Here is a 23,309-nt window from a genome sequence, read left to right on the forward strand (position 1 = left end):
GCTTTTATACGAAGCTCAGTTAAAGTGGCTGAAATTGTTTCACAACCTGTTTTAAAAGGCTTTTTTATCATGCGCTTATTAGCTTTTATTGTTGGTTTATTGTTTTCTCAAACTGTGTTCGCAACGCCTGACACGCTATTTTTGTTGCGTCACGCTGAAAAACGCGATGGCATCAATCCGAACCTTTCTCAAGCGGGTAAGGCACGTGCAGAGCATCTTGTTAACATATTAAAAGATAAAAAAATTAAGCATATTTTTAGCACCAACTACAACCGCACATTAGAAACCGTAAAACCGCTCAGTCAAGAATTAGACATTGTAGTAACCCATTATAACCCGCGTCAGTTAACGGCATTGGTTAAGCAACTTAAAACATTAAAAGGCAATACCGTGATTGTGGGGCATAGCAACACCACACCCCAGCTTGTAAAGTTATTAACCGATCACGATGTCACTATTAATGAAGATCAGTTTGATAAGCTGTTTGTGGTTAAAAATGGCACGTTAAGCCAGCTTAGTTCTAACAATTAAACCAAAGCTTTGAGCAAGCAGCACCCATTGGGGTTTGCTTATAAATACGGGTAACTCATTATTGAGAGCCCGTATTATTTAGCTTATTAAATATATAACTACACATTTTGCACTTTTCGAAAATCCGGCCACCAAACACACCACTTAAATACCGCCAATCATTTTGAAATACGATTAAATCGCTGTGCTAATTCGCTAAATGTGCAAAAGCCAAGGGCTAATGGGTAAACATGGTTATTCTCATCAAGGTAAAACAATGCGGGAAAACCCGTGACGTGTAATTGCTTTGTAATATCAAGATGCTGTGTAAGCGTTTTTTGCGTTTGCTCAGAATTAAGAGCATGAACAAACTCATCTTTATTTAATCCAATTGTTACGGCACACTCAATTAACGTGTTTTCTAACGATGGGTTTTGCGCCTTTTGGTAATACGCTGTTTGAATTGCATTTACCATTTTTTCAGCCCCATTTTCCAGTAAATCATTCGCCACAATCACCGCACGACACGCTAAATATGTTGAGCGATACGGCGTATTGCAGTGCCAATAATCATGATTAAATGTGACCTGTGTTTTCGCTTCAATTTGCTGCCAATAGGCGGCAATTGTCGTGCGCATTTGCTCGCTCATGGGCTGGTTATTATCAGGGGCAAGTCCGCCCATAACCCATTCAACATGGATATCTGAATGCGTTTTAAAAAACGCTTCCAGTTCAGGTTTAAACCCGTAACACCAAGCACACATTGGGTCCATTACATAAATAAAGCGCATATTTTCGCCTTAACTACACACACTGGCTTTACTTGTTTTGCGCAGCGCATAAGGACTACCCTGTTCATCTAATACCAACGCTAACCACTGACCCGTGTGCGTACTATCAAATAAATTCGAAGACGCCATTAATTCAGCAACAACCTCACGTTTTATTTTTATTAAAGTCGAACCATCACAGCTCTCTAAATGCCAATCTAATTGCGTATTAAGCACCTTAACGGTCATTATATTTGTATTATCTGATGCGTTGTTAAAGTGTCGATTTAAGTTCGCTATTTGCGCATTACGGTCATTTTCTAACGCATTTTTTTGATTCGTAATGAACCAACTTAGTGTTTCTGATTGACGTTCTACTACAGCCACTTGATAGTAATTCGCTTCATTGATCTGGCTATATTGAGGCGTAGCCTCACGCTGCACTTGGTTAAACACAACCAATCCGAGCATCGTTAACGCTGCAATGCTCATGGCAAATTGAAGACGGTAAAAAAGTTTAGATTTTGGTTTTATTGTCGACTGGGCAATAATGTTATCGCTAAATTCACGCCTCTGCTTTACGCTTGAGTGTAGTTGTTGTTTGCGCTTTTCATAGAGCGAATCAATTAGTTCGTCTGCTTTATTACTCATCTGCGTACCCTTTCAGCATATTGCGTAAATTTTGTTTTGCGTAGCGTAGTCGTGATTTTATTGTCTCAAACTCGCACCCTGTAATATGTGCAATTTCATCAACCGAAAACCCTTCTTTTTGCAGAATAAACGCTTCTCGTTGGTAAAAGTTGAGTGCGTTAAGCGCACTATCAAGTACCGCCAACATGTCATCGCCGCTCACTTCTTGTGATTGGCCGCATACTAGCTGCACATCATCTAGCTGGGTGAGTTTATTTTGGCTGCGAAATTCATCAATCAGTAAACGCCTTGCAATCATAAACAACCAAGATTTAAACGAAACTGATGTTTTAAATAACGCTTTTTTTTCAATCACTTTAAGCCATGTTTTTTGACTAATGTCTTGCGCAAGCACTTGATCTGACTGACTTACCAGAAAGTGATATAAATCGTCATAATAAGCATTCACCAACTGATTTAAATACCGCTTTTTCCCTGAATCACGGTACCGCACCATGATTTCCTCTGCGCTGAGGTCTGCACTAAGCCAAGTAGTCAAAGTTAACAACATCTATAACGACTCCTTTTGCTCGTTGATAAAACTTTTGCGTAGACGCTGTGTTAGAGGTTAAGCGTATTTATGAAAAATACGCTTGTAAGGTTTTTTAAAACAACACAATAAGTCATTTACATTCGCAAAAACAATCCCCTAAACATAACAGCACTTTATTCTTGCGCTAATTTAAATTCAAGCAACACTGACTGGTTTGTCTGAATATGTGCCACCCCGTTATCAATAGAAGGTTTATACTTCCAGCGTTTCAACGCCTTTAGTGCAGCTGTATTAAAAACACGTTTAGGTTCAGCAGCAGTCACTTGCGCATCGATAACACGGCCGGTTTTATCAATACTAAACGTCAACTCTACCCAGCCCTCAATGCCATCGCGAGCTGCACCTACAGGATACTTAGGTGGCACACGCACAATTGGGCTTGCCTGCCCACTTTGCGACATAAGGCTTGGCGCACTGCTTGGCATACTGCCAATAGACACATTTAAGTTGGGTGCAAATGTTAACGGAACATTGCTCGACACATTTGCTGGCGCTTCCATAACACGTTTTGGAGGCTGCGTTAATTTGGGTGGTGGTTGAATTTTAGTTTTCTGCTTAACCTCTGAAATTTCGCGCGCTTGGTATAAAGCAATATCAATAATTGGCTTGGGCGCGTCAACAATGCGATTTGGCGATTTAATTAAAAACTGCATAAACGCGAACAAACTAAATGTCACAGCCAACGCAGCAATAAAGCAAAGTGCTAGTTTTAGTATCGGAGTTTGTGGCTCGAAAGTATCAAGTTGCAATAACATAGGCTTTCCCTTTTTTAATTGAGTTACCTATAAAACGCAGCGCCATATAAAAAGGGGTAAAATTTTTTAATAATTTTGAGTTTAAATCTCAACCTTTCAAATTATAAAAAGTTATCAACGCATTACGCCCCGTTTTGGTTCAGTAAAATCAATAAAAAAATCGCTTACTTAAGTTAACGCCCATTTCTTTTCTAAAACTTTTTAAACCTTTTTAAGCCCTGCTACGACTTATTAAATAACCAAAGCGATAAATGCTTTACTTAACACACAATAGGAATAGCGATATGAACACTTCAAATGCGTTTGATTTATTATTTACGGCAGGTTTAACTACATTTGTTGTTGCAAGCCTGATTACTGCGGGCATGACATTAGCACTTGTAACAGGAACATTAATTGGCGCAAGCTACCTCGTGTTTAAATAATTTAACACATAGCTTAAACAGATAAGAGGTTATTTATGGCACTAAACTCTCTAAATTAAAAAAGCACTTAGCTTAGCGCAAAGTGCTTTTTTATTGTGCCTAGATTAACTTAGATTCGATTGTTAACGTGTTTACACGCATTACTCGAATCAACGCTTGTCGTTTTCTTAACACCCAATAAATATTAAACTAATAAGTGCTAAAAAGGTGCACGCATTTATTTATCGGCTTGCTTAATTGCCAATGAGTATTTTGAGTCTGCTTTTACAATTTCCACCCACGCTAATTTTTTAGTGTCTGACGGCTTATCGTAGGTATACACGCAGCGTAATACTTTCTCACTTTCACTTTTAAGCACCGCACCTTGCGAGTATTTATGTTGTTTATCGTCGTAGCAAAACTGTGTATTTTCATCTTGCTTTTTTACGTCTGCACTTGTGGTAAATGATGTAAAAACAGCAGAAACGGCCAACACTGTTAATATTTTTTTCATGGGAATGTTTCCTTACGTCAATTTTTTATTTAAAAAATGTATTACGGTATTTTATCTTTCAACTGCAATAAGTCTTATTTCACTATGCATATAAGTGAGTCATCGTACTCATAATCCGCCTTAAGCATTGTAAGTACGGTTGACTATTGACCGAATAATTTTAGATTCAACCATATTATATAACCTATAAAAAGCGAGTTTTACTCGCTACGACGATAAACGGTGTCACCGCGGCTAATGGTTTCAATCACCTGTAAATCTTTTAACGTTTCAGGTGCTACTTTAAGCGGGTTTTTGTTCAAAATAATTAAGTCAGCCTGTTTGCCCTCTTTTAAACTACCTTTACTGTGTTCTTCAAAGTGCTGATAGGCAGGCCAAAGCGTCATTGATTTTAAACCTGTGTAGGCATCTACACGCTGTTCGGGTCCAAGCACTTTATGTGTGCGCGTAGTGCGATTTACTGTGGCATCCAGTACTCTAAATGAGCTTGGCAATGCGACAGGCGCATCGTGGTGGCTACTAAAAACCATTCCCGCATCGAGTATAGCGTTAGTTGGCGAAATAAAATCAGCTCGCGGAAGACCTAACACCGAGTCGCGATGCCAGTCACCCCAATAAAAGGTATGCATTGGGAATAGCGCAGGGAAAATACCTGCATCTTTTAATCGTGCTACTTGATCTTGTCGTATTGTTTGGCCATGAATTAATACCGGGCGACGGTCTTTTTTGCCAAGTTTGCTGTTAGCTTTTTCTACAGCAGTAATAAATTGTTCAATTGCCGCATCACCATTGGCGTGGGTCAATACTTGCCAATCATTTTTAAAAGCGGTTTCAACATAGTTATAGGCTGTATCATCTTTAAATGTTGGGTAGCCAACATACTCATTATTTTGCCCATGAGGTGGATGAAAATACGGCTGTGTTAACCACGCTGTTTTGCCTTGTGGTGAACCATCAAAATTTAATTTAACACCACCTATGCGAAAATGATTTGTGTACGTTGGCGCGTTGTATAGCGAGGTCATAAAGTCACTGCTCGTTACCATATCTGCATATGCAACAACATCTATTAGCAGTTGCCCTTTGGTTGATGCGCGTTTAAGCGCTTGATAACCATCAGTGGTTGCACGGCCCTCTTGCGCGGTGGTGTAACCAAATTTAGCATACATCTTTTGCGCAGCTTCTAACATAGTATCTTGCAAGCTTTGATCGATGAGTTTATTGAGGCTAAATAACACTGCAAAGTGCGCGTTTTCTTCAAGCACACCGTTTGGCTCTTTGCTACCTTCAATACGGCGAATAACACCGCCCTCTGGATTAGGTGACTCTGCGTTAATTCCGCTTAATTCAAGTGCCTTACTATTTGCCACACTTAAATGGCCCGAAGTATGCACAATCAACACCGGCTTGTCGGTACTTACCTTGTCCAGGTCATCTTTAGTAGGATAGCGATCAAGTTCTGCATCGTCATAGCCAAAGCCTAAAATCCAACCTGTTTTCTCGATAAATAAGCGTTGCGTTTGCTCTTGGTCGGCCGCTTTTAATATCTCAATAATGCTGTCTACTGTATTTGCTTTTCCATCAGGCGGCGGTAAAACATTGGCCACCACGGCTTGAAGCCCTACACCATAAACATGGCTATGCGGGTCAATAAACCCCGGTAACAGTGCCTTACCTTTTAAATCGATCAGTGCAGTTATACCAAACTTATGCGCCATAGCACTTTTTTTATCACCGACAAAAATGATTTTTTCGCCAAGGGTTGCGATTGCTTCTGCGTATTGAGGCGTATCACCTTCCATAGTTAATATGTCACCACCAAAGTAAATTCTATCGGCTGCTGTTACTGCAAGCGGTTTTGAAACTGCCTCACTTTGTGTTGGTTTTTCTGAAAAACAGCCTGTAAGTGTAAGCCCAACAGCGCCTGCTATCATCCAATGCCATTTCATAACGTACTCTCCTTTACTTAAGCTTGTGAACTTGTTTTATCAATTCGCACTCACTAAAACCAGTAAACCGCATCTCATTCAAAAAGGGAACAAATTATTTAAGCGGTTGTTATTTAAGAACAAAAATTAGCGGCTGTCGGTCTCTCAAGTTAGCTTTTCTTGTAGTAGCTCAACAAACTTTCTAACTTTCGGCGATAAATGCTTACGACTCGGATATACCGCATACACATGAACTTCCGTCGTTGGAAAATCGGTAAACAGTACTTCAATATCGTCATTCTGCAACGCCTCTGCTAAAAAAAATTCGGGCAAGCGCACAATGCCATGGCCGTCTAACGCCATTGCCAATTCCATATGGCCGTTATTACTGCGAATACGTTCTTTAACAGGTACCGTAAACTCACTGCCATTTTTATCGATAAAGTCCCATTTGTCGGCCTTTTTTAAATTGCTATAACAAATGCAGTGATGATTAGACAGCTCACGCGGATGATGAGGTTTACCATAACGCTCAATGTATTTTTTACTTATCACCGTATAAGTTGGGTAACTGGTTAAACGTTTACAAATTAACGTGGAATCGTCTAGTGCGGGCGTTGCGCGAATAGCTAGGTCGTAGCCTTCGTTAATCAAATCGACTTTTTCGTCACTGATATTCCACTCTAAACTGACATTGGGATAAAGCGACAAATATTCCGACAATGCAGGCTGTAACAACCCTTTACTCAAGCCAAGCGGACAGCTCACTTTTAAACTGCCTTTTGGTTTTTCATCACTTGGGGAGATCGATTGCAATGCCTGCTCAGTATCATTCACCAGCTGCTCGCAGTGATTAAAAAACACTTGCCCCTCAGGCGTAAGTGAAATAGAGCGTGTGGTTCGATTTAATAAGCGCACGCCTACACGCTCTTCTAACTTACTGATTACTTTACTAACATGAGAGTTTGAATGATTCATCGCCTCAGCAGCTGCACCAAAACCACCCAGTTTTACCACTTGCACAAAGATGGGAATACCATCAAATATATTATTAGCCATATGGAAACAGTATTTTAATTTTATATGTATTAATATCGTAAAGGAATTAATATAACCTTATATTCAACAAGTCAAGGTAACTACTTAATTAGAATTCGTGTCGGAGAGCATTATGAAATTATTAGCATTCGCAGCAACAAACAATAGCCAATCAATTAACAAGCAACTAGTACAATACGCATCATCATTAGTAGATGCAGACGTTGAGATTTTAGATTTAAACGACTTTGAAATGCCAATTTACAGCCAAGATCGTGAACAACAAGGTGGCATTCCAGAGCAAGCACAAACCTTTTACAAAAAAATTGGTGAAGCAGATGCCGTTGTAATTTCATTTGCTGAGCATAACGGCTCTTACACAGCAGCGTATAAAAACCTATTCGATTGGACATCACGCATTAATATGAAAGTGTACCAAGATAAGCCAGTTGTATTAATGGCATCATCGCCAGGCCCTGGCGGCGCACAAAGTGTGTTAGGCGCAGCAACAGGCTCTGCAGGTTTCTTTGCGATGGACGTTAAAGGCAGTTTTTCACTACCAAGCTTTTTCGATAACTTTGATGTAGAGAAAGGTCAAATTACCAACAGTGAATTCGCTGACAAATTATCTACCATTATGGCGCAGCTTGGTTAATTAAAAACGTAACACTTACGTTTTATTGTGAGGTTAAAACACCCTCCCCTTCAACAGGTGCATTGCACCTGTTTTTTTATGCTGAGCGTTTGATACTCTGAAGTAATTTTTCAACTTCTAACCCAAACTCACGTTACTTTTAAAACCACGCTTTTAGCTTGCCTGCCATTTTTTACTACAAAATAGTAAAAACCATTTGCATCTTTCAGTTTAAAAAACTATTTTGTAGTAAATTAAGCCTTGATAGTGTCCATAGGTGGTTTGTGGGTAAAAGTGATAAATTTTTAGGTGAGTTTGAGCAAATGGTTTTACTCGCCTTATTACAACTAAAAGAAAACGCTTATGGCGCGGCTATTCGTCAACTTTTAGACCAACAAATTAAACGCACTGTTGCTCTGGGTGCACTTTACGCCACCCTTGAACGGCTAGAGAAAAAGGGCCTAGTGTCATCAAAACTAGGAGAAGCAACACCTGAGCGCGGCGGTCGCCCGAAGCGCTTTTTTAAAGTAACGAATGATGGATTAAAAGCGTTACAGCGGGCAAAAGATGCTATGGATACCCTTTGGCAGCACGTGCCAAATCAGCCCTTTGAAGTATAAACGGTGAACACCATGGCTAAAAACAATGTAAATCCACCTAAGCTCGCTGCTTGGCTAATTGCGCGCTTTACACCAAAACACCATCAAAATACCCTATTAGGCGACTTGTACGAAGAGTATTTTCTACTGCAAACGCAAAACCCATCGGTTGCAAATTGCTGGTTTTGGCATCAAACCTATCTTTCAGGTCAAACGGCGTTTCATCGCCTAGTTACTAACGCGAATGTTATTAAAGGCATTATTTTTAGTATCGGACTTAGCATTTTTACAATTATTGCCCTCTTGGTAATGTGGTTAAGTAGCATGGATAACGTTGACGGCTTTAGTGACGGTTTTTGGCACTCACTGTTAAATGGCAATATCCACCTCGCCTTGCTCGAAGGGGCATTTTGGTCAGGCACACCTGAATATGTGATGAAAAGTGTCGATGATGGCATTTGGTCGTTTATAAAACTGTTTATTGATTTTCCGGCTGTGATGATGGCGACAGCATCCCTCTTTGCTATTCGTTATTTAAGTAAAACCGCATCAATGCAACTACTTTGCATCGCGTCATTATTAATGGTGTGTGTGCCCTACTTGTACGGTATGTATTTACTTAGCAATCACGATTACGCGGCAACGCAAACCGGCCCTGTACTGGCTTGTATGTTGCTCAATGTGTTCTATTTAGTGCTGCCAAGCTGTTATTTTATTGCGAAACGCTTACACGTCGAACACAACAAAGTCTGGCAATCCAACAGTTAAATAACGCAAGAAGTATCGTCATGGAAAACCACGAATTTGTAGATGAAAAAGCCAAAGGTGCGCCTAATTGGATGACGACGTTTGCTGATTTAATGTCGCTTCTGATGTGCTTTTTTGTATTGCTGTTGTCTTATTCAGTGATGGATGTCGAAAAGTTTAAACACATTGCGGGCTCAATGAAAAAAGCCTTTGGTGTGCAATCAGAAGTGATGTTACAGGATATACCTAAAGGCACGTCGGTTATCGCTACCGAGTTTTCGCCTGGAAAACCAGAACCCACACCAATACAGTCTGTGCAACAGCTTACAACTGAAAATGAACAACGTGACTTACAAACGCAAAAAGCTGAAAGTGATGTAGCTAAAATCAATCTAAAGTTAAAAGAAACCTTAGAGCACTTACTTAAAAGCGAAATTGACAACGAACTAATTGAACTTGAAATGCTCGGGCAGCAACTGATTATTCGATTAAACGAGCGCGGTAGTTTTCCGTCTGGGTCAAGCTTTTTGCAACCGCGATTCAAACCCGTTTTAACGACGATAGCCGAGCAACTTGCGCGTATTCCGGGGCAAATTTCCGTTTCGGGCCACAGTGATGACTTACACGTAAGTAATGAACTGCATGCCAATAATTGGGAATTATCATCAAAGCGTGCAAATGCCGTGCTGCAAACCTTACTCGGCTCAAGTTATCTTAACAGTAACCGCTTGCATATAGCGGCTTATGCCGATACTAAGCCTTTGCTGCCCAACACATCGCAACAAAATAGAGCTAAAAATCGTCGCGTTGAAATTGCAATTTCACAAGGCAACGCGGTCGAACTTCAACCTTCTCAATCTTCTCAATCTTTTTAGGAAAACCCATGGATTCAGCAAGTGGCTTTGGCCTTTCAATCATCATTTTAGCACTGATTTTTGGCATTTTTGCCAGCGGCGCAGCACCAGAGGCATACGCAAATCTATCATCCATTTGCATTGTACTTGGCGGAACTTTAGGTGCGGTAATGCTAAGTTATCGCTTATCTAAATTTATCGCTGCTATAAAACACATTAAATGGGTGTTTTCTAAAACCACACCCGATCTCTTTAACACCATGGATGAACTCGTTGAATTAGCTGAAGTTGCCCGTAAAAGTGGCTTTCTAGGGTTAGAAGAGAAACCGATAAACGATCCGTTTATGGCTAAAGCAATTAACTTACTTGTCGATGGTCATAACCCTGAAGCCATTGAGTTTACAATGAATCGCGATATTTTGCATACTCGCCAAAATAACAACGATGCCATTAAAGTAATGAACAGTTTTACCGAACTTGCCCCTGCTATGGGCATGATAGGGACATTAATTGGCTTAGTTGCGATGCTAATTGCAATGGACGACCCAAAAACCATCGGGCCGCAAATGTCAGTCGCGTTATTAACGACCCTTTATGGCGCACTGATTGCCAATGGCATCACAGGCCCTTTCGCTAATAAACTGGGCGAGCGCGCAGAAGAGATAAAGCACCATATGTGCTTAGTGCGTGATGGTGTGATGCATATTGCCAAAGGGGATAACCCAAAAACCATGATGAATTTGTTAGCTGGCTACTTAGATGAAGATTTAATATCTAATGCAAGCTTTGTTGATGAAAAAAATAGCGCCAGCCAATAATCATTTTGATATAGTAAATCGCTGATAACATAACCAATTATAGGTTGGCCAACAATGATTTTAGGCTTAAATCATATCACTATTGCGGTGAGCGATTTAGCTCGCTCCCTTGAATTTTACATCGATGTACTCGGTTTCAAAGGGCATGTGAAATGGCAACACGGCGCATACTTATCTGTAGGCGATTTATGGTTTTGCTTAAGTGTTGATACACCCTCAACCCGAACTGACTATTCGCACATTGCATTTGATATTGCTAAAGCGGACTTTGATAAGTTTAAAACGCGAATAGCAGAGCACAATATTCCCCTTTGGAAGAATAATAAAAGTGAAGGCGACTCGCTTTACTTTTTAGACCCCGATGGTCACCAATTAGAAGTGCATGTTGGCTCGTTGAAAACGCGCCTGCAAGCACTCAAACTACGCCCTTACGATAACCTTGAATGGTTATAAACGTTTAGATTTAATGGAGTAAACATTGAAACCAATTTTATTTATTTTAACTATGCCATTTGAAGATGGACCTGGAAAAATGTGGGTATGCTCTCATTGTGCGATGATAGAGGGTGCACTACAGTTTAATCCGCATTGGCAAGAACGCCTAGATATTCGCCGCATTGATTTTGCTAAACCAAGACAGCAAGTGGTTGAATTACTTGGCGAAGAAAATCAGTGGTTGCCAGTGCTTATTCTAGAAAACAAGCGTACCATCACCGATCCAGTAGCTATTATCAACCATCTAGCGAACGAGTTTGGTGGCGCTGCGGCGCATCCATAAATAAGATACAAAAACGAGGCACACTTTATTTGATTTAAGTATGCCTCGTTATTTATGGAGTTAGTGTGCTATTTGTCGCTCCACACAGCAAATTCGTTGCCACAAGGATCGCTAAAGTGAAAACGTTTTCCGCCTGGAAACTCAAATGTTTCCACTACAATTTTGCCGCCAGCTGCGGTAATTTTGTCTTGGGTTTCAGCCAAATTTGCACTGTAAAACACCACTAATGCTGAGCCTTTAGCTACCGTCATAGCGTTGTCACTTAAATAAAAGCCACCATCAATACCGGCATTATTAAACGCGGTATATTCTGGCCCGTAGTCGGTAAATTCAAAGGCAAAAACAGCATTAAAAAACGCTTTTACCTGTGATAAGTCGCTGGCTGGAAACTCAAGATAATTTATTTTTTCGTGTTGCATACGGCCTCCGTGTCTTCGCTAAAAATACTAAATAACCTGAACTTGGCTTAATACGTTAACTACCAATTTGCCATAGATAGATTTTTTGGTTTAAACCTTCTCGCTTGATAATTTGTTGTACCAAGTCCAGATCAAATTATAAAACTGCCTACCACAACGTACAGTAATAAACTGATTGCAGCAATCACCAAACAATACGGTAACTGGGTTTTAACGTGCTCAATATGATCGCACCCACTGGCGATAGACGCCACTATAGTCGAATCTGAAATAGGTGAAGCGTGATCGCCAAATACCCCGCCGCCCAAAACGGCTGCTAATAAAAACGCCGGTTCAATGCCTGTTTGTAATGCAATAGGTAAGGCAATTGGAAATAAAATGGCAAAGGTTCCCCACGATGTGCCCGTAGCAAATGCCATAATACCTGCAGTAATAAACAGTAACGGTGCAATCCAAAGCATTGATACTTCAGAGCTCATAAGGCCGCTAACATAAGTGCCTGTGCCAAAGGCTTTTACCGCATCGCCAAAGGCAAACGACAACACTAACACCGCAACCGCTGGCACTAAGTTTTTAATACCTTTCAGGCTGTGCGATAACAGATGTTTAATTGAAAACACCTTATCAAGTAACAACATAAACACAAGTAAAAGGTAACTCGTCACCACAGCCCAAAGCACCGAGAACGAACCACTGCCGCGGCGTAAGTCTCCGTCACCTGTGTAATAGAGTAAACCCAAGGTAATAAAAATAATGCCAAGCATCGGAATAACAAGGTATCGCGCTTTGCCAATCGTATCATTTTGTTCAAATTTTGATTCGACCTTGCTGCTGGCCGCTTTTAAAGGGCCAAACACGCGTCCGCTTAACGCCGTGTAATACACCACACAAATAACGATAATCGGATAAAAGTTATAACCTATGGTGCTGATCAAAACGCCCACTTCATCCGATAAATTATATCCATCAAGCAAGCCTAAAATGTATGCGCCCCAGCCATTAATCAACAATAAAATACTAATTGGCGAACAGGTGGAATCGAGAATAAAAGCAAGACGCGCACGCGATAATTTGTATTTATCAAAAATACTTTGTGACGCAAGACCCGCGGTAAACATACTTAAATTAGTATCGGTAAAGATGGACGACCCGATCAAAGTCGGAACCATCGCGGCTTTTCTATCGTTATCAACCCAATGCTTTTTATTCAGCGCATTAATAAAGCCAGCCACACCACCACTGGCATTTACCAGCGCAAGCACCGCACCAATCAATAAACTAAATATAATAATGCGTTGGTTATAGGTGGATGTTGCGACATCAATCACGCCTGTAGTCATCGCGCTGACACTTGTTAATGGCGCAAAATTTGATGACATAAAGTATGTAAGTACTAACCCGACCACTAGGGCTTGAATTGCACTTTTGCGCCAAATGGCAACTAATATCGCCACAATTGGCGGGATAATGGTATAAATTGAATCGTTCATTATTATTCTCAGCACGCAATAAGCGGCTTATTTTGAACAGTTAAAAACATAATTGCAAAAAAATGCACTAAACCAAGGTACTGAGCCAATTTTGATAGTTAGCATCTATCGGAATATGCCCTTGTTGCCAATCGTTATCGTAATAGGTGTTTAAATAACGCTCGCCACTATCACAAATCAAACTTACGATAGAGCCCGACTGCCCTGCTTGATGCATTTGTTTTGCTAGGTGTAACATGCCAACAAGATTAGTGCCTGTTGAAGGGCCAACTTTTCGACCGAGTAACTTGGTTAGCCACATCATCGCCGCAATACTTTGTCCATCAGGCACTTTTAACATATCGTCAATCACACCGGGAACAAATGAGGGCTCTACTCGCGGGCGACCAATGCCTTCAATACGACTACCCGTTTGATTTGTCAGCGTGTTATCACCATGTTTATAAAAGTCATAAAATACCGAGTTATCTGGGTCTACTACCAACAATTGTGTATCAACACCTTGATAGCGCACGTAACGACCAATTGTTGCCGATGTACCGCCGGTACCTGGACTCATCACTATCCAGCGTGGAATAGGGTTTGGCTCTTTAGCCATTTGCGAAAAAATACTCTCAGCAATATTGTTGTTACCACGCCAATCGGTTGCCCGCTCCGCATAAGTAAATTGATCCATATAATGGCCACCAAGCTCATCAGCTAAACGTTGTGATTCGGCATAAATCTGTGTGGTATTTTCAACTAAATGGCATTTTCCACCATAAAACTCGATTTGTTTTATTTTCTCTTTCGCAGTGGTTTTTGCCATAACTGCAATAAAAGGTAAACCGAGTAATTTTGCAAAATAAGCCTCAGAAACCGCCGTTGAACCGCTTGAAGATTCAATAATCGGTGTATTTTCATTGATCCAACCATTGCTAAGCGCATACAAAAACAATGAACGTGCTAAACGATGCTTTAGTGATCCTGTTGGGTGCGTGCTTTCATCTTTTAAATAAAACTCAATATTAGGAAATGCCGTTAAATTAAATGGAATTAAATGGGTATCCGCAGAGCGGGTATAATCGGCGGCAATTTTAGCAAATGCCTGTTTTGTCCAATTGTTATTCATTTTATCCCTATTCATTGTCTATTAAGATAAAAACTGTAGTCTTACCATTAGCATAGAGATTACAGTTCCTAAAATCTATGTTATCTTTCTTAAACAAAACACAACTTCGTTAGCTGGCCAAGGAGCTTGATTATGAAAAACCTACTAATCGCATGTGGCGTGTTACTGTTAGCTGCCTGTGCAAAAACCCCTGATTGGGACTATGACCGCACAGCAAATTTTGCAAACTATAAAACATTTGCCTTTGTTGATAACGCCGATCTTGCTAAAAACACCACTAATTACCAAATTAGCCCGCTAATGGAACAACGTGTGCGTGCAGCAGTTGCACGAGAATTAAAAGCAAAAGGCTTTACCCAAACATCAACCGACTCAGCTGACGTACTGATTAACTACCACGCATCAGTTGAAAAGAAAATTAGTACCGACACCATTTCATACAATACCGGTATGGGTTACCCGTACAGCGCGCGCTGGGGTTACTGGGGTGTAGGAATGGAAACCCATACATCAACTCGCGAATATGAAGTGGGTACGCTGGTGTTAGATGTTATTGACCGCAACGAAAAAGCCCTTGTTTGGCGTGGTGCAAAAGGCGGTAAGTTAACTAAAAATCAATCGCCAGAACAACGTACAAAAGCAGCCAACGAGCTGATCGCTGAAATTCTATCAAACTTCCCACCTGAATTAATGTAGGGTAAGCGGACACAAAAAAGCCATCAATGATGGCTTTTTTGTTATTAAGGGCATGTCCAATTGGTGAAAGCGAATTAGGTTGCACCTTCAAGATAGCTAATAATTTTCATTGCATCGTCATTGGTGTCACCACACACATCATGTGTCGGCTTAAAGTCTAAACAGACTTTAGGGCGGGTTTTATCTCCAAATAATCGACATAAGTTATTTTCGTCCAGTTGCACACAACGCACACCCGCAGGTTTACCCATTGGCATACCCGGTATTGATGATGAAATACTTGGCGCAATGCAGCACGCACCACACCCTAATCGACACTCCACGTTTAAAACCCCTTTTGTTTCTCGGCTCGCATTATAAAACATTCTGCCTAGGCTTGCGATAGCGTCACTTCAAGTGCCAACGGCCTGATAAAGTGTAACAAAACATGTTTTTAGGCTATCTTTAGATAACATTTAGAAACTAGGTATTTCATATACTTATAAGCGTATTAAAAATCATTATCAAAAATTACACATAGTTTGTTACATCTAGCTCATCTTCGTAAACATTCTCTTCTCTATAGTAACGTCGTCATCAATAGAAAAATGTAGGGATTTACAATGGCGAGCAAATTAAAACTCACCGGGATCACCCTAGCTGTTTTGCTAGGGTCAGTTGGCGTTGCAGCAGGTTTAGGTGCAATGAAAAAACCACCGGAAAAAAAAGAAGAAAAAGATTCAATTCCTGTTGTTGTCGTTGAAGATAACAGTGTTGAAACCATCACACTAAACGTTAATTCTTACGGGTTAGTTAACCCTAAGTATCAAACCTCACTTACTGCGCAAGTAACCGGCCAAGTAACTGAAATTTCAGATGCCTTTGTTAAAGGTGGCTTTGTTAAGCAAGGCGAAGTGATTGCCCGTATCGATCCAAACGATTACGAAGCAGCGCTGACAGAAGCTGAAGCAAGTCTCGCGCAAGCGCGCGCAGCACTTGAATTAGAACGAGCACAAAAGCGCGTTGCCGAATCCGAATGGGAACGTATTAAAGAAAGTGCCAAAAACGAATTTGTGCCAACCGAACTTTATTTGCGTAAACCACAACTTGCGGAAAAAGTAGCGCGCTACCGTGCAGCAGAAGCCGGTGTTAAACGTGCAAAACGCAACCTTGAGCGTACTTACATCAAAGCACCTTACGACGCAATTATTACCGCGCGCTCAGTAGCCCTTGGCTCAGTAGTAAATTCAGGAAGCCCAATCGGAGAATTAAGTAGCACCGATTTTGCCGAAGTGCGCCTGCCCGTAGCGGATAAAGAACTACAATTCTTAATGCAAGGCGGTTTAAACGCTGAGGTTGATCTTGTTACAAATTACCAAGGCAAACTGCACCATTGGCAAGCAAAAATTGTACGTAGCGAAGGCCAAGTGGATAACAAAAGCCGAATGTCTTATTTAGTCGCAGAAATTAAAGACCCATATGGTTTAGAATCTAACAATACACCACTGCGTTATGGTTCTTATGTAAATGCAGCAATTTCAGGCTTATCAATTGAAGGCGTAAGCCGCGTTAAGTCACACCTTGTTAAAGATGGTAAAGTTGCGGTGTTAGAAGACGGCGTGCTGGCATATCGCAGCGTTGAAGTACTACGTGAAGAAGGCCGTGATCTAATTGTTAAAGGCGACTTGGGCGATAATGAGCAAATTATCGCGTCTAATATTAAGCGCCCTAAAGTAGGGATGAAACTTGCCAACGCAGCACTCGCAAGCGATATCAAGCCTGCAAAGCCTGTTGCAGAACTAGCAATGAAAAACGAGGACTAAACCATGATTGATACAAATAAAGGTATCATTGCATGGTTTACTCGCAACCCTGTTGCTGCAAACCTGCTAATGATCATTATTTTGGTCGGTGGTTTATTTACCGCTATGACCATTCGCAAACAAATGTTCCCGCAATTTGAAATTAACTGGATGTCAGTTCAAGTTGCCTACCCTGGCGCTGCCGCCCAAGAGGTAGAAGAAGGCATAACCATGAAAATTGAAGAAGCATTAGAGGGTATGCAAGGCATAGAGCGCCTTATCACCTACTCTAATCGCGGCTTCTCGCAATCGTGGATCCGAATTGACGAAAGTTACGATGCCAAAGAAGTACTCGATGAAGTTAAGATGCAAATCGACTCCATCTCAACCTTCCCAGATGGTATGGAACGCCCTATTGTTGCAAAAGAAAAGTACCGTCAAGAAGTGATGTTTTTATCACTACATGGCCCGCTTTCGCAACGCGAACTAAAAGATTTAGGCTACAAAATTCATGATGAACTATTAGCATTACCTGGCATTAATATTGCCGAGTACTACAGTGGCTTAAACTATGAAATTGGCATAGAAATTAGCCCTGATAAACTACGTGAATACGGCCTAACGTTTAGAGATGTTGCCAATGCTGTGCGTGCATCGTCAGCTAATATGTCGGCAGGTCAAATTCGTGCTGAAAACGGCTACATTTCAATGCGTGTTGAAAACCAAGCCTATCGCGGCAAAGAGTTTGAAAAACTCCCGCTGGTTAGCTTAGCCGATGGCAGCCAGATTTTACTTGGTGACGTTGCAACAGTTAACGATGGCTTTCAAGAAGGCATTCAATTTTCTAAATTTAATGGCGACAACTCGCGTACTTTCTTTATTGGTGCGTCAGAAGATCAAGACATCACAAAAGTTGCTGCAACTATTAACACCTACTTAGAAAAGAAAGCAAAAGAGCTGCCTGAAGGCGTAACGTTAGAATCATTTGTTGATATGACCTATTACCTTGAAGGTCGTTTAAACATGATGATTGAAAATATGGCATGGGGTGGCTTGTTGGTTATCCTGAGCTTAGCATTATTCCTTCGCATTAAACTGGCGTTTTGGGTAATGATGGGATTACCCGTGTCGTTCTTAGGTGCATTGTTAGTTATGCCACTTGGCGGCCTTGATATCACCATTAATATTATGTCGCTTTTTGCCTTTATTCTGGTACTCGGCATCGTGGTGGATGACGCCATTGTCATCGGGGAATCAGCGCACAGTGAAATTGAAAAACACGGCCACTCAACCGATAACGTTATTCGTGGCGTAAAACGCGTGGCAGTGCCTGCTACCTTTGGTGTACTCACCACCATTGCAGCATTCTTACCAATGATGCTAGATAGCGGCCCTGAAGCTGCGGTATCAAAATCCATTGGTGGCGTAATCATTTTATGCTTAATCTTTTCACTGATTGAATCAAAGCTGATTTTGCCTGCTCACTTAGCAAAAATGAGATTAAAGCCGCATAACCCTAAAAACCCACTACACCGTATGCGTGAAGGGTTAGATGGTGGTTTAAAACGCTTTATTGATAACAGCTACCGTCCAATGATTGTTAAATTTATTGAGTTCCGCTACCCGGTTATCTTCGCTTTCGTTGGCTTAATGATTATTAGTGGAGGTCTATTTGCAGGTGGCTTTGTTAAATTTGTTGCCAATCCTAAAGTGCCGCACGATTTCGCTAATATCAACATTGAGATGGAACAAGCAACTGCCGAGCGCACAACACTTGATACGGCGCTGAAGATTGAGCAATTGATTTTGAACGAAGACAAGCTGATTGAACAAGAGCACGGTCAAAAAATGATTGAAGCAATCTCAGTACGCTTAGAAGGCCGTACCAATGCTGAGATTATGGCAAAACTAGTTGATCCTGAACTACGTCCGATGGATACCTTTGAACTTGCCGATCGCTGGCGTAGTAAAATGCCCGATTTTGCCGCGGTTAAAAACTTAAATATTCGCGACAGCATTGGTGGCAACCAACGTGACGACGGCGATATTAGTTTCCGCCTTGAAGGCAAAGATATGGAAGAGCTGCGCTTAGCTGCTGCAGAGTTAAAAACACATCTAAATACCATTAAAGGCGTGGGCGATGTAAATGATTCAATGCAAACAGCGACCGATGAAGTGCAGTTTGAACTGAAACCAGTTGCCTACAGCTTAGGCTTAACCTTAGCGGATGTTGCGTCTCAAGTAAGCTTTAGTTTTTACGGCTTAGAAGCACAACGTATTTTACGTGACGGCGAAGAGGTACGCGTAATGATCCGCTACCCGGAGCAAGAACGCAACGCAATCAGCCGTATTCACGATGTACGCATTATCACGCCACAAGGTGCTGAGGTACTGCTATCAGAAGTCGCTGAAGTAAAATTGGTTGAAGGTGTTAGCCGTATTCGCCGTGAAAATGCGCGCCGTACAATTAATGTATGGGCCAGCATTGATGCAGAGCAGGTTGAACCATTTAAAGTCGCAGAAGATATTCGTGAAGAGTACATTCCAACATTACTTGAGAAGTTCCCAGGTATTAGCACCAACTTAACGGGTCGCGTGCAAGAAGAAATGGACTCAATGATGGAGCAAATTAAGAACTTCATTATTTCATTAATGGTAATTTACAGCTTACTGGCAATTCCACTGCGCTCTTACTCGCAGCCGCTGTTAATTATGTCGGTTATTCCATTTGGCATTATTGGCGCAATGTTCGGCCATATGGTCCTTGGCATGACCATGAGTGCCCTGTCGATGTTCGGTATTATTGCCGCAGCAGGTGTGGTAGTAAATGACTCGCTGGTTATGGTGGACTTTGTTAACAATGCTCGTAAGCAAGGTGTTGCCATTAAAGATGCTGTGGTTGACGCTGGTTGTAAACGCTTCCGCGCTATCTTACTGACTTCAGCAACGACATTTATTGGTCTTATTCCAATTTTGAGTGAAACCAGCTTACAGGCACAACTTGTGGTGCCAATGGCAGTATCACTCGCATTTGGTGTGTTATTCGCAACGGTTATCACCCTAGTGCTGATCCCATGCCAATACGTTGCACTTGAAGATATAAAAGGTCTTTTTAGACGAGACAAAGAGAAAAAGGAAATTTCTCAATCAGACATTGATGACGACGCTACTGTAAAAATCTGATTACTTGTCTAACCAACCAAAGCCCACACCTGTTGTGGGCTTTTTATTTACTAAATACTAATTTTGTTAAACGTATTTTGATCATTCAACAGCTCATAATACCAATTCTGTTAAGTATGTGATCAGGGATAGCGCTGGATAAATGAAATGGTAACAAGGCGGAATTTTTCTTATGTAGTTGTTCTACATTGATAAATTCTAACGTAGTTAGCATGATATTTAGCCCGCTAGGATGATTAGCTACTTAAGTGAATTGGTATAACAGTTTAAATAATAAAAATATTCCTTATACTGTCGGTAAAGTTGCAGTCATCTAGGTACTACTAACAGTTGTATTTAGAAAGACAGCACCCGTCAGACTGCAAATTAACGATTTATGGAAGAGAATGTGGTAAAAAAGTACAGCGTAATAACCTTAATTATTGTGCTACTTGGCGTACTTATATGGTTTGCCAACTTTTATTCACTGCCTACACCAGAAATTGATCACGCTTTACCTAACACACAGATTACCGATGAAATAATACTGGAACAGGTAAAAGCCGCCCCCGAAAAAGCACAGACACACACAAAAACCGTAATAGCGGAAGATTCAGCTAAAAATAGTTATTGCAAGGACCAAACACGCTACATTGCCAAATTTGAGCGTGACAAAAAAGGTTATTTAAGTACGCTTGCTGTAGCTTGGAAACTACAAGGGCAAAACCCACAAACCATAATTCATGCACTTGAAACGACAGTATCAAAAAACGCCGCACAGCGTTTTAAGCGCGACTTAAAGCTGGTGTCATCGTTTAACGAAAGTAATCTGAGTAAAAGCCAACAATACCTCAATGAATTAACTTTTAATGATTACGCGAAAAATAAACACCGTTTACACTTTTTAAAATGGCGTCAGCACGCGATTAAAAACGACTTTATAGAAAGCTATCGCGAACAAGCAGAGCGTTACCCTGATATCGCAGCCGATATACTGCAACAAGCATTTTTACAAGCAATCAATATTGATAACCCAAAGCCCGATTTTGATCAATTGCTGTTACTTTACGATAGTTACTACTCACTTAACCCTGTTCCAAACAAATTGATTACGTCACACCAACTATCTTATTTGCTAAGCGGATTACCGCCCGATGTTGCCAATAAAGTGCTATCTCGTTTATTACTGATTGAACAATTAGACAGCGAAGAAACAAAGTCTATTGTGCTAGCGCGCATTGGCGGTATCAATAAGCAATTCGCCGAGATAATCAAAGGTGCGACAGTTAGCGCAAAACCAGTTGTTGAAAGTGATGAATTAAAAACCCGTATCGCAAATATTATCGAAAAAGAAAAACTGAGTCTCAGTGAACAAAATGTTTGTCAGCTTTACGATGTGGCCGAAATCGACAGCCAAATAAATGTTACGTATGTGGATGCATCGACCCTTGATTACGACCACCCGAGTTGCGACCGCTTGCTGTCAGAACAAGCTAAAGAGATTGGCATGCTGGCGTTATTTTCTGAATTATCAGCTCAGTTTTTAGCGGCGGGTATCGACCTTAGTAATCTAAATAATGCAGAGCAGGTAAAACGAGCGGATCTTACTTTGATCCATGAATACCTTGCTAAAAAGCCTGAGTTCGAACGTGAACTTGCGTATTTATTAATTTATTCAAGGCCGATGCATAGTCAACGTGTCGCAATCATTGATGCGCTAGTCACGCAAGGGCTTTATCCGAAAGATGCCAATGCCGTTGCCGTAATTCAGCGCCTTAACAGCGAAGATGCACTGCGTATGCTTGATCGCATGGGCAATATCGATAAGCCAAATCAACGCGGTGAAAGTGTGGTGTATAACCTGATGTTTATCAATCCAAGCCTAACCGTCGAATTAATAAATCGTGGTTATGTGCAGCAACACAGCGAGCGCCATCCGGATCCGCTACTGAAAATGTTACATTTTTTAAAAGAAAACCGTGCATCAGATCAATGGATTAGTGTTGTCGATGCACTTATTAACAACGGTGCAAAACTAAAAGCGCGCCACCTAGACGAAATGTACCGCATTAAGCTGACCTTACCGGAAATTTACCAAAAGCTAATAGAGTTACACCCCGAATTAGCCGCTGAAAAAGCAGGTTCACTCAAAGTAATACAATGTCAGGGCGTAAGCGACGCACACTAAGCATCATTATCGTGTTTTTTTGTCATCGAAAGGTGATTTTGGTGCATTATATTTAGTCGTGAACCAACTAAACTGGCAACTAATATTGTAAGGTATAACTGCCCTACCACTGCTTCAAAATACACAAACACCCTAGAAATTGGAATATTAGGGGCAATATCACCAAAACCCAGCGTGGTTAACGTAACAAAAGAGAAATAAATAAACTCTGGAAATAACGCGAACCACTTGATGGTCGAGGGTACGTTATTAAACGCTGGCATAAAGTTAATATGGATAAGGCTATAAATAATCGCCCAAATAATACCCATCATAAAATAGAGGCAAATTGCGCCAAGAATTTTGTTGCCGTCTACAACACCTGAAAACAGCACCTGTTTTGCCGTTTTTATTGCAGTAAATGTAAAGAAAACAAGCATTAAGCCCAATGTGACATTATCGCCCATCACACTATCAATAAACAAAGTTAGCCAAGAAAATGCGATAATCACAAACGGAAACAACATCTTATATTTAAACAACTGATTACTTGAATCAACGCCCCACACCGAAATTACCAAAGTAAACATGGTGCATGATTGCATCATATGTTGCATTTTACTGCTGAAAAATTGGTGACACAGTGCTGTACCAAACAGTAGCAAAGTTAAGGCGATAGTTAGATAAAGAAAGTTATCTCGTTGGCTCATATTAATTCCTTTGAGCGTTGATACAATAAACGGTCTATAGGCGCGTTGTTTAACTAGGGTCTGTTGATCTTTGCTGTTCTATTTTTGTTCTGTTTGAGCGTGCTTTTATCGCGGCGCTCGATGTGTGGCCTAGTAATCTAAGCGAATATCGAGCAACAATGAGAAAAGTGCGCTCAAAAGA

Annotated in this window: 25 protein-coding genes; 13 read left to right on the forward strand and 12 right to left on the reverse strand. The window is 40.9% G+C overall.

What is annotated here, in order from left to right; all coding sequences use genetic code 11:
* Positions 1–69 precede the first annotated feature (69 nt).
* Positions 70–531: a SixA phosphatase family protein gene (locus tag ACHSBP_RS14855; RefSeq protein WP_395389364.1), complete on the forward strand. Its 462-nt coding sequence runs from the start codon at positions 70–72 to the stop codon at positions 529–531.
* 158 nt (positions 532–689) lie between these two features.
* Here the strand turns inward: ACHSBP_RS14855 and ACHSBP_RS14860 are convergent, their stop codons facing one another.
* The 4 genes from ACHSBP_RS14860 to ACHSBP_RS14875 all read right to left on the reverse strand — a co-directional run bounded on the left by ACHSBP_RS14860 (position 690) and on the right by ACHSBP_RS14875 (position 3,278).
* Positions 690–1,301, reverse strand: a complete 612-nt coding sequence (locus tag ACHSBP_RS14860; RefSeq protein WP_395389367.1) for a DsbA family protein — start codon at positions 1,299–1,301, stop codon at positions 690–692.
* A 9-nt stretch (positions 1,302–1,310) separates the two neighbouring features.
* Positions 1,311–1,931, reverse strand: coding sequence for a hypothetical protein (locus ACHSBP_RS14865; protein WP_395389370.1), 621 nt, complete (start codon positions 1,929–1,931; stop codon positions 1,311–1,313).
* Positions 1,924–2,481, reverse strand: coding sequence for a sigma-70 family RNA polymerase sigma factor (locus ACHSBP_RS14870; protein ID WP_395389373.1), 558 nt, complete (start codon positions 2,479–2,481; stop codon positions 1,924–1,926). The genes ACHSBP_RS14865 and ACHSBP_RS14870 overlap by 8 nt, the downstream gene beginning before the upstream one ends.
* 155 nt (positions 2,482–2,636) lie before the next feature.
* Entirely contained in the window at positions 2,637–3,278 is a 642-nt protein-coding gene (locus tag ACHSBP_RS14875; RefSeq protein WP_395389376.1) for an energy transducer TonB, read from the reverse strand.
* Positions 3,279–3,562: 284 nt separating this feature from the next.
* On the opposite strand from ACHSBP_RS14875, the gene ACHSBP_RS14880 reads away from it, so the two are divergent.
* Positions 3,563–3,703 carry a hypothetical protein gene (locus tag ACHSBP_RS14880; protein ID WP_158523471.1) on the forward strand — a complete coding sequence of 47 codons (141 nt, stop codon included), beginning with the start codon at positions 3,563–3,565 and terminating at the stop codon, positions 3,701–3,703.
* Positions 3,704–3,920: 217 nt separating this feature from the next.
* On the opposite strand, the gene ACHSBP_RS14885 is transcribed toward ACHSBP_RS14880, so the two are convergent.
* From ACHSBP_RS14885 to ACHSBP_RS14895, 3 genes are all read right to left on the reverse strand, one after another.
* Positions 3,921–4,196, reverse strand: coding sequence for a DUF1496 domain-containing protein (locus ACHSBP_RS14885; protein ID WP_395389379.1), 276 nt, complete (start codon positions 4,194–4,196; stop codon positions 3,921–3,923).
* Between the two features lie 200 nt (positions 4,197–4,396).
* Positions 4,397–6,145 (reverse strand): amidohydrolase, encoded by a 1,749-nt coding sequence (locus ACHSBP_RS14890; RefSeq protein WP_395389381.1) that lies wholly within the window; start codon positions 6,143–6,145, stop codon positions 4,397–4,399.
* Between the two features lie 144 nt (positions 6,146–6,289).
* Positions 6,290–7,183, reverse strand: coding sequence for a LysR family transcriptional regulator (locus tag ACHSBP_RS14895; protein ID WP_105172696.1), 894 nt, complete (start codon positions 7,181–7,183; stop codon positions 6,290–6,292).
* A 112-nt stretch (positions 7,184–7,295) separates the two neighbouring features.
* On the opposite strand from ACHSBP_RS14895, the gene ACHSBP_RS14900 reads away from it, so the two are divergent.
* From ACHSBP_RS14900 to ACHSBP_RS14930, 7 genes are all read left to right on the forward strand, one after another.
* On the forward strand, positions 7,296–7,817 hold the full coding sequence (locus ACHSBP_RS14900) for an NADPH-dependent FMN reductase (RefSeq protein WP_010558866.1): 522 nt from the start codon (positions 7,296–7,298) through the stop codon (positions 7,815–7,817).
* Positions 7,818–8,080: 263 nt separating this feature from the next.
* Complete coding sequence (locus ACHSBP_RS14905) at positions 8,081–8,416, forward strand: PadR family transcriptional regulator (protein ID WP_010558865.1); 336 nt, start codon at positions 8,081–8,083, stop codon at positions 8,414–8,416.
* A 12-nt stretch (positions 8,417–8,428) separates the two neighbouring features.
* On the forward strand, positions 8,429–9,163 hold the full coding sequence (locus ACHSBP_RS14910) for a hypothetical protein (protein ID WP_395389385.1): 735 nt from the start codon (positions 8,429–8,431) through the stop codon (positions 9,161–9,163).
* A gap of 20 nt (positions 9,164–9,183) precedes the next feature.
* The gene (locus ACHSBP_RS14915; protein WP_395389388.1) at positions 9,184–10,017 is read left to right on the forward strand and encodes a flagellar motor protein MotB; all 834 of its coding nucleotides are present in this window, start codon (positions 9,184–9,186) and stop codon (positions 10,015–10,017) included.
* 8 nt (positions 10,018–10,025) lie between these two features.
* The gene (locus tag ACHSBP_RS14920) at positions 10,026–10,814 is read left to right on the forward strand and encodes a motility protein A (RefSeq protein ID WP_395389390.1); all 789 of its coding nucleotides are present in this window, start codon (positions 10,026–10,028) and stop codon (positions 10,812–10,814) included.
* A gap of 54 nt (positions 10,815–10,868) precedes the next feature.
* A complete protein-coding gene (fos, locus tag ACHSBP_RS14925) occupies positions 10,869–11,267 on the forward strand; it encodes a fosfomycin resistance glutathione transferase (protein WP_395389393.1) in 399 nt (132 codons plus the stop codon).
* A 25-nt stretch (positions 11,268–11,292) separates the two neighbouring features.
* Positions 11,293–11,592, forward strand: a complete 300-nt coding sequence (locus ACHSBP_RS14930) for a DUF3088 family protein (protein WP_395389395.1) — start codon at positions 11,293–11,295, stop codon at positions 11,590–11,592.
* Positions 11,593–11,660: 68 nt separating this feature from the next.
* Here the strand turns inward: ACHSBP_RS14930 and ACHSBP_RS14935 are convergent, their stop codons facing one another.
* From ACHSBP_RS14935 to ACHSBP_RS14945, 3 genes are all read right to left on the reverse strand, one after another.
* On the reverse strand, positions 11,661–12,011 hold the full coding sequence (locus tag ACHSBP_RS14935) for a VOC family protein (RefSeq protein ID WP_105172690.1): 351 nt from the start codon (positions 12,009–12,011) through the stop codon (positions 11,661–11,663).
* Between the two features lie 131 nt (positions 12,012–12,142).
* Positions 12,143–13,501, reverse strand: coding sequence for a Na+/H+ antiporter NhaC family protein (locus ACHSBP_RS14940; protein ID WP_010558858.1), 1,359 nt, complete (start codon positions 13,499–13,501; stop codon positions 12,143–12,145).
* Between the two features lie 67 nt (positions 13,502–13,568).
* A complete protein-coding gene (locus tag ACHSBP_RS14945; protein WP_395389398.1) occupies positions 13,569–14,612 on the reverse strand; it encodes a PLP-dependent cysteine synthase family protein in 1,044 nt (347 codons plus the stop codon).
* A gap of 132 nt (positions 14,613–14,744) precedes the next feature.
* Here ACHSBP_RS14945 and ACHSBP_RS14950 point away from each other — a divergent pair, with 132 nt between their 5' ends.
* Positions 14,745–15,308, forward strand: coding sequence for a DUF4136 domain-containing protein (locus tag ACHSBP_RS14950; RefSeq protein ID WP_010558856.1), 564 nt, complete (start codon positions 14,745–14,747; stop codon positions 15,306–15,308).
* Positions 15,309–15,382: 74 nt separating this feature from the next.
* Here ACHSBP_RS14950 and ACHSBP_RS14955 read toward each other — a convergent pair whose 3' ends face one another.
* Positions 15,383–15,673, reverse strand: a complete 291-nt coding sequence (locus ACHSBP_RS14955; RefSeq protein ID WP_105172687.1) for a YkgJ family cysteine cluster protein — start codon at positions 15,671–15,673, stop codon at positions 15,383–15,385.
* A 237-nt stretch (positions 15,674–15,910) separates the two neighbouring features.
* Here ACHSBP_RS14955 and ACHSBP_RS14960 point away from each other — a divergent pair, with 237 nt between their 5' ends.
* The 3 genes from ACHSBP_RS14960 (at position 15,911) to ACHSBP_RS14970 (ending at position 22,439) form a co-directional block, all read left to right on the forward strand.
* A complete protein-coding gene (locus ACHSBP_RS14960; protein WP_395389402.1) occupies positions 15,911–17,110 on the forward strand; it encodes an efflux RND transporter periplasmic adaptor subunit in 1,200 nt (399 codons plus the stop codon).
* A 3-nt stretch (positions 17,111–17,113) separates the two neighbouring features.
* The gene (locus ACHSBP_RS14965; RefSeq protein WP_395389405.1) at positions 17,114–20,272 is read left to right on the forward strand and encodes an efflux RND transporter permease subunit; all 3,159 of its coding nucleotides are present in this window, start codon (positions 17,114–17,116) and stop codon (positions 20,270–20,272) included.
* Positions 20,273–20,660: 388 nt separating this feature from the next.
* Positions 20,661–22,439 (forward strand): hypothetical protein, encoded by a 1,779-nt coding sequence (locus ACHSBP_RS14970; protein WP_395389407.1) that lies wholly within the window; start codon positions 20,661–20,663, stop codon positions 22,437–22,439.
* Here the strand turns inward: ACHSBP_RS14970 and ACHSBP_RS14975 are convergent.
* Entirely contained in the window at positions 22,436–23,128 is a 693-nt protein-coding gene (locus ACHSBP_RS14975; RefSeq protein ID WP_100915469.1) for a potassium channel family protein, read from the reverse strand. The two genes, ACHSBP_RS14970 and ACHSBP_RS14975, sit on opposite strands and share 4 nt — an antisense overlap.
* Positions 23,129–23,309 lie beyond the last annotated feature (181 nt).

Source organism: Pseudoalteromonas sp. XMcav1-K (genome assembly GCF_044005875.1).
Lineage (GTDB): Bacteria > Pseudomonadota > Gammaproteobacteria > Enterobacterales > Alteromonadaceae > Pseudoalteromonas > Pseudoalteromonas spongiae.

Excerpts from the sequence above, each read along its gene's own strand:
- ACHSBP_RS14860 (WP_395389367.1), bottom strand. The coding sequence starts at position 1,301 with ATGCGCTTTATTTATGTAATGGACCCAATGTGTGCTTGGTGTTACGGG.
- ACHSBP_RS14945 (WP_395389398.1), bottom strand. The coding sequence starts at position 14,612 with ATGAATAACAATTGGACAAAACAGGCATTTGCTAAAATTGCCGCCGAT.
- ACHSBP_RS14880 (WP_158523471.1), top strand. The coding sequence starts at position 3,563 with ATGAACACTTCAAATGCGTTTGATTTATTATTTACGGCAGGTTTAACT.
- ACHSBP_RS14870 (WP_395389373.1), bottom strand. The coding sequence starts at position 2,481 with ATGTTGTTAACTTTGACTACTTGGCTTAGTGCAGACCTCAGCGCAGAG.
- ACHSBP_RS14885 (WP_395389379.1), bottom strand. The coding sequence starts at position 4,196 with ATGAAAAAAATATTAACAGTGTTGGCCGTTTCTGCTGTTTTTACATCA.
- ACHSBP_RS14965 (WP_395389405.1), top strand. The coding sequence starts at position 17,114 with ATGATTGATACAAATAAAGGTATCATTGCATGGTTTACTCGCAACCCT.
- ACHSBP_RS14915 (WP_395389388.1), top strand. The coding sequence starts at position 9,184 with ATGGAAAACCACGAATTTGTAGATGAAAAAGCCAAAGGTGCGCCTAAT.
- ACHSBP_RS14890 (WP_395389381.1), bottom strand. The coding sequence starts at position 6,145 with ATGAAATGGCATTGGATGATAGCAGGCGCTGTTGGGCTTACACTTACA.
- ACHSBP_RS14955 (WP_105172687.1), bottom strand. The coding sequence starts at position 15,673 with ATGTTTTATAATGCGAGCCGAGAAACAAAAGGGGTTTTAAACGTGGAG.
- ACHSBP_RS14855 (WP_395389364.1), top strand. The coding sequence starts at position 70 with ATGCGCTTATTAGCTTTTATTGTTGGTTTATTGTTTTCTCAAACTGTG.
- ACHSBP_RS14910 (WP_395389385.1), top strand. The coding sequence starts at position 8,429 with ATGGCTAAAAACAATGTAAATCCACCTAAGCTCGCTGCTTGGCTAATT.
- ACHSBP_RS14960 (WP_395389402.1), top strand. The coding sequence starts at position 15,911 with ATGGCGAGCAAATTAAAACTCACCGGGATCACCCTAGCTGTTTTGCTA.
- ACHSBP_RS14900 (WP_010558866.1), top strand. The coding sequence starts at position 7,296 with ATGAAATTATTAGCATTCGCAGCAACAAACAATAGCCAATCAATTAAC.
- ACHSBP_RS14875 (WP_395389376.1), bottom strand. The coding sequence starts at position 3,278 with ATGTTATTGCAACTTGATACTTTCGAGCCACAAACTCCGATACTAAAA.
- ACHSBP_RS14895 (WP_105172696.1), bottom strand. The coding sequence starts at position 7,183 with ATGGCTAATAATATATTTGATGGTATTCCCATCTTTGTGCAAGTGGTA.
- ACHSBP_RS14920 (WP_395389390.1), top strand. The coding sequence starts at position 10,026 with ATGGATTCAGCAAGTGGCTTTGGCCTTTCAATCATCATTTTAGCACTG.
- ACHSBP_RS14935 (WP_105172690.1), bottom strand. The coding sequence starts at position 12,011 with ATGCAACACGAAAAAATAAATTATCTTGAGTTTCCAGCCAGCGACTTA.
- ACHSBP_RS14975 (WP_100915469.1), bottom strand. The coding sequence starts at position 23,128 with ATGAGCCAACGAGATAACTTTCTTTATCTAACTATCGCCTTAACTTTG.
- ACHSBP_RS14950 (WP_010558856.1), top strand. The coding sequence starts at position 14,745 with ATGAAAAACCTACTAATCGCATGTGGCGTGTTACTGTTAGCTGCCTGT.
- ACHSBP_RS14865 (WP_395389370.1), bottom strand. The coding sequence starts at position 1,931 with ATGAGTAATAAAGCAGACGAACTAATTGATTCGCTCTATGAAAAGCGC.
- fos (WP_395389393.1), top strand. The coding sequence starts at position 10,869 with ATGATTTTAGGCTTAAATCATATCACTATTGCGGTGAGCGATTTAGCT.
- ACHSBP_RS14940 (WP_010558858.1), bottom strand. The coding sequence starts at position 13,501 with ATGAACGATTCAATTTATACCATTATCCCGCCAATTGTGGCGATATTA.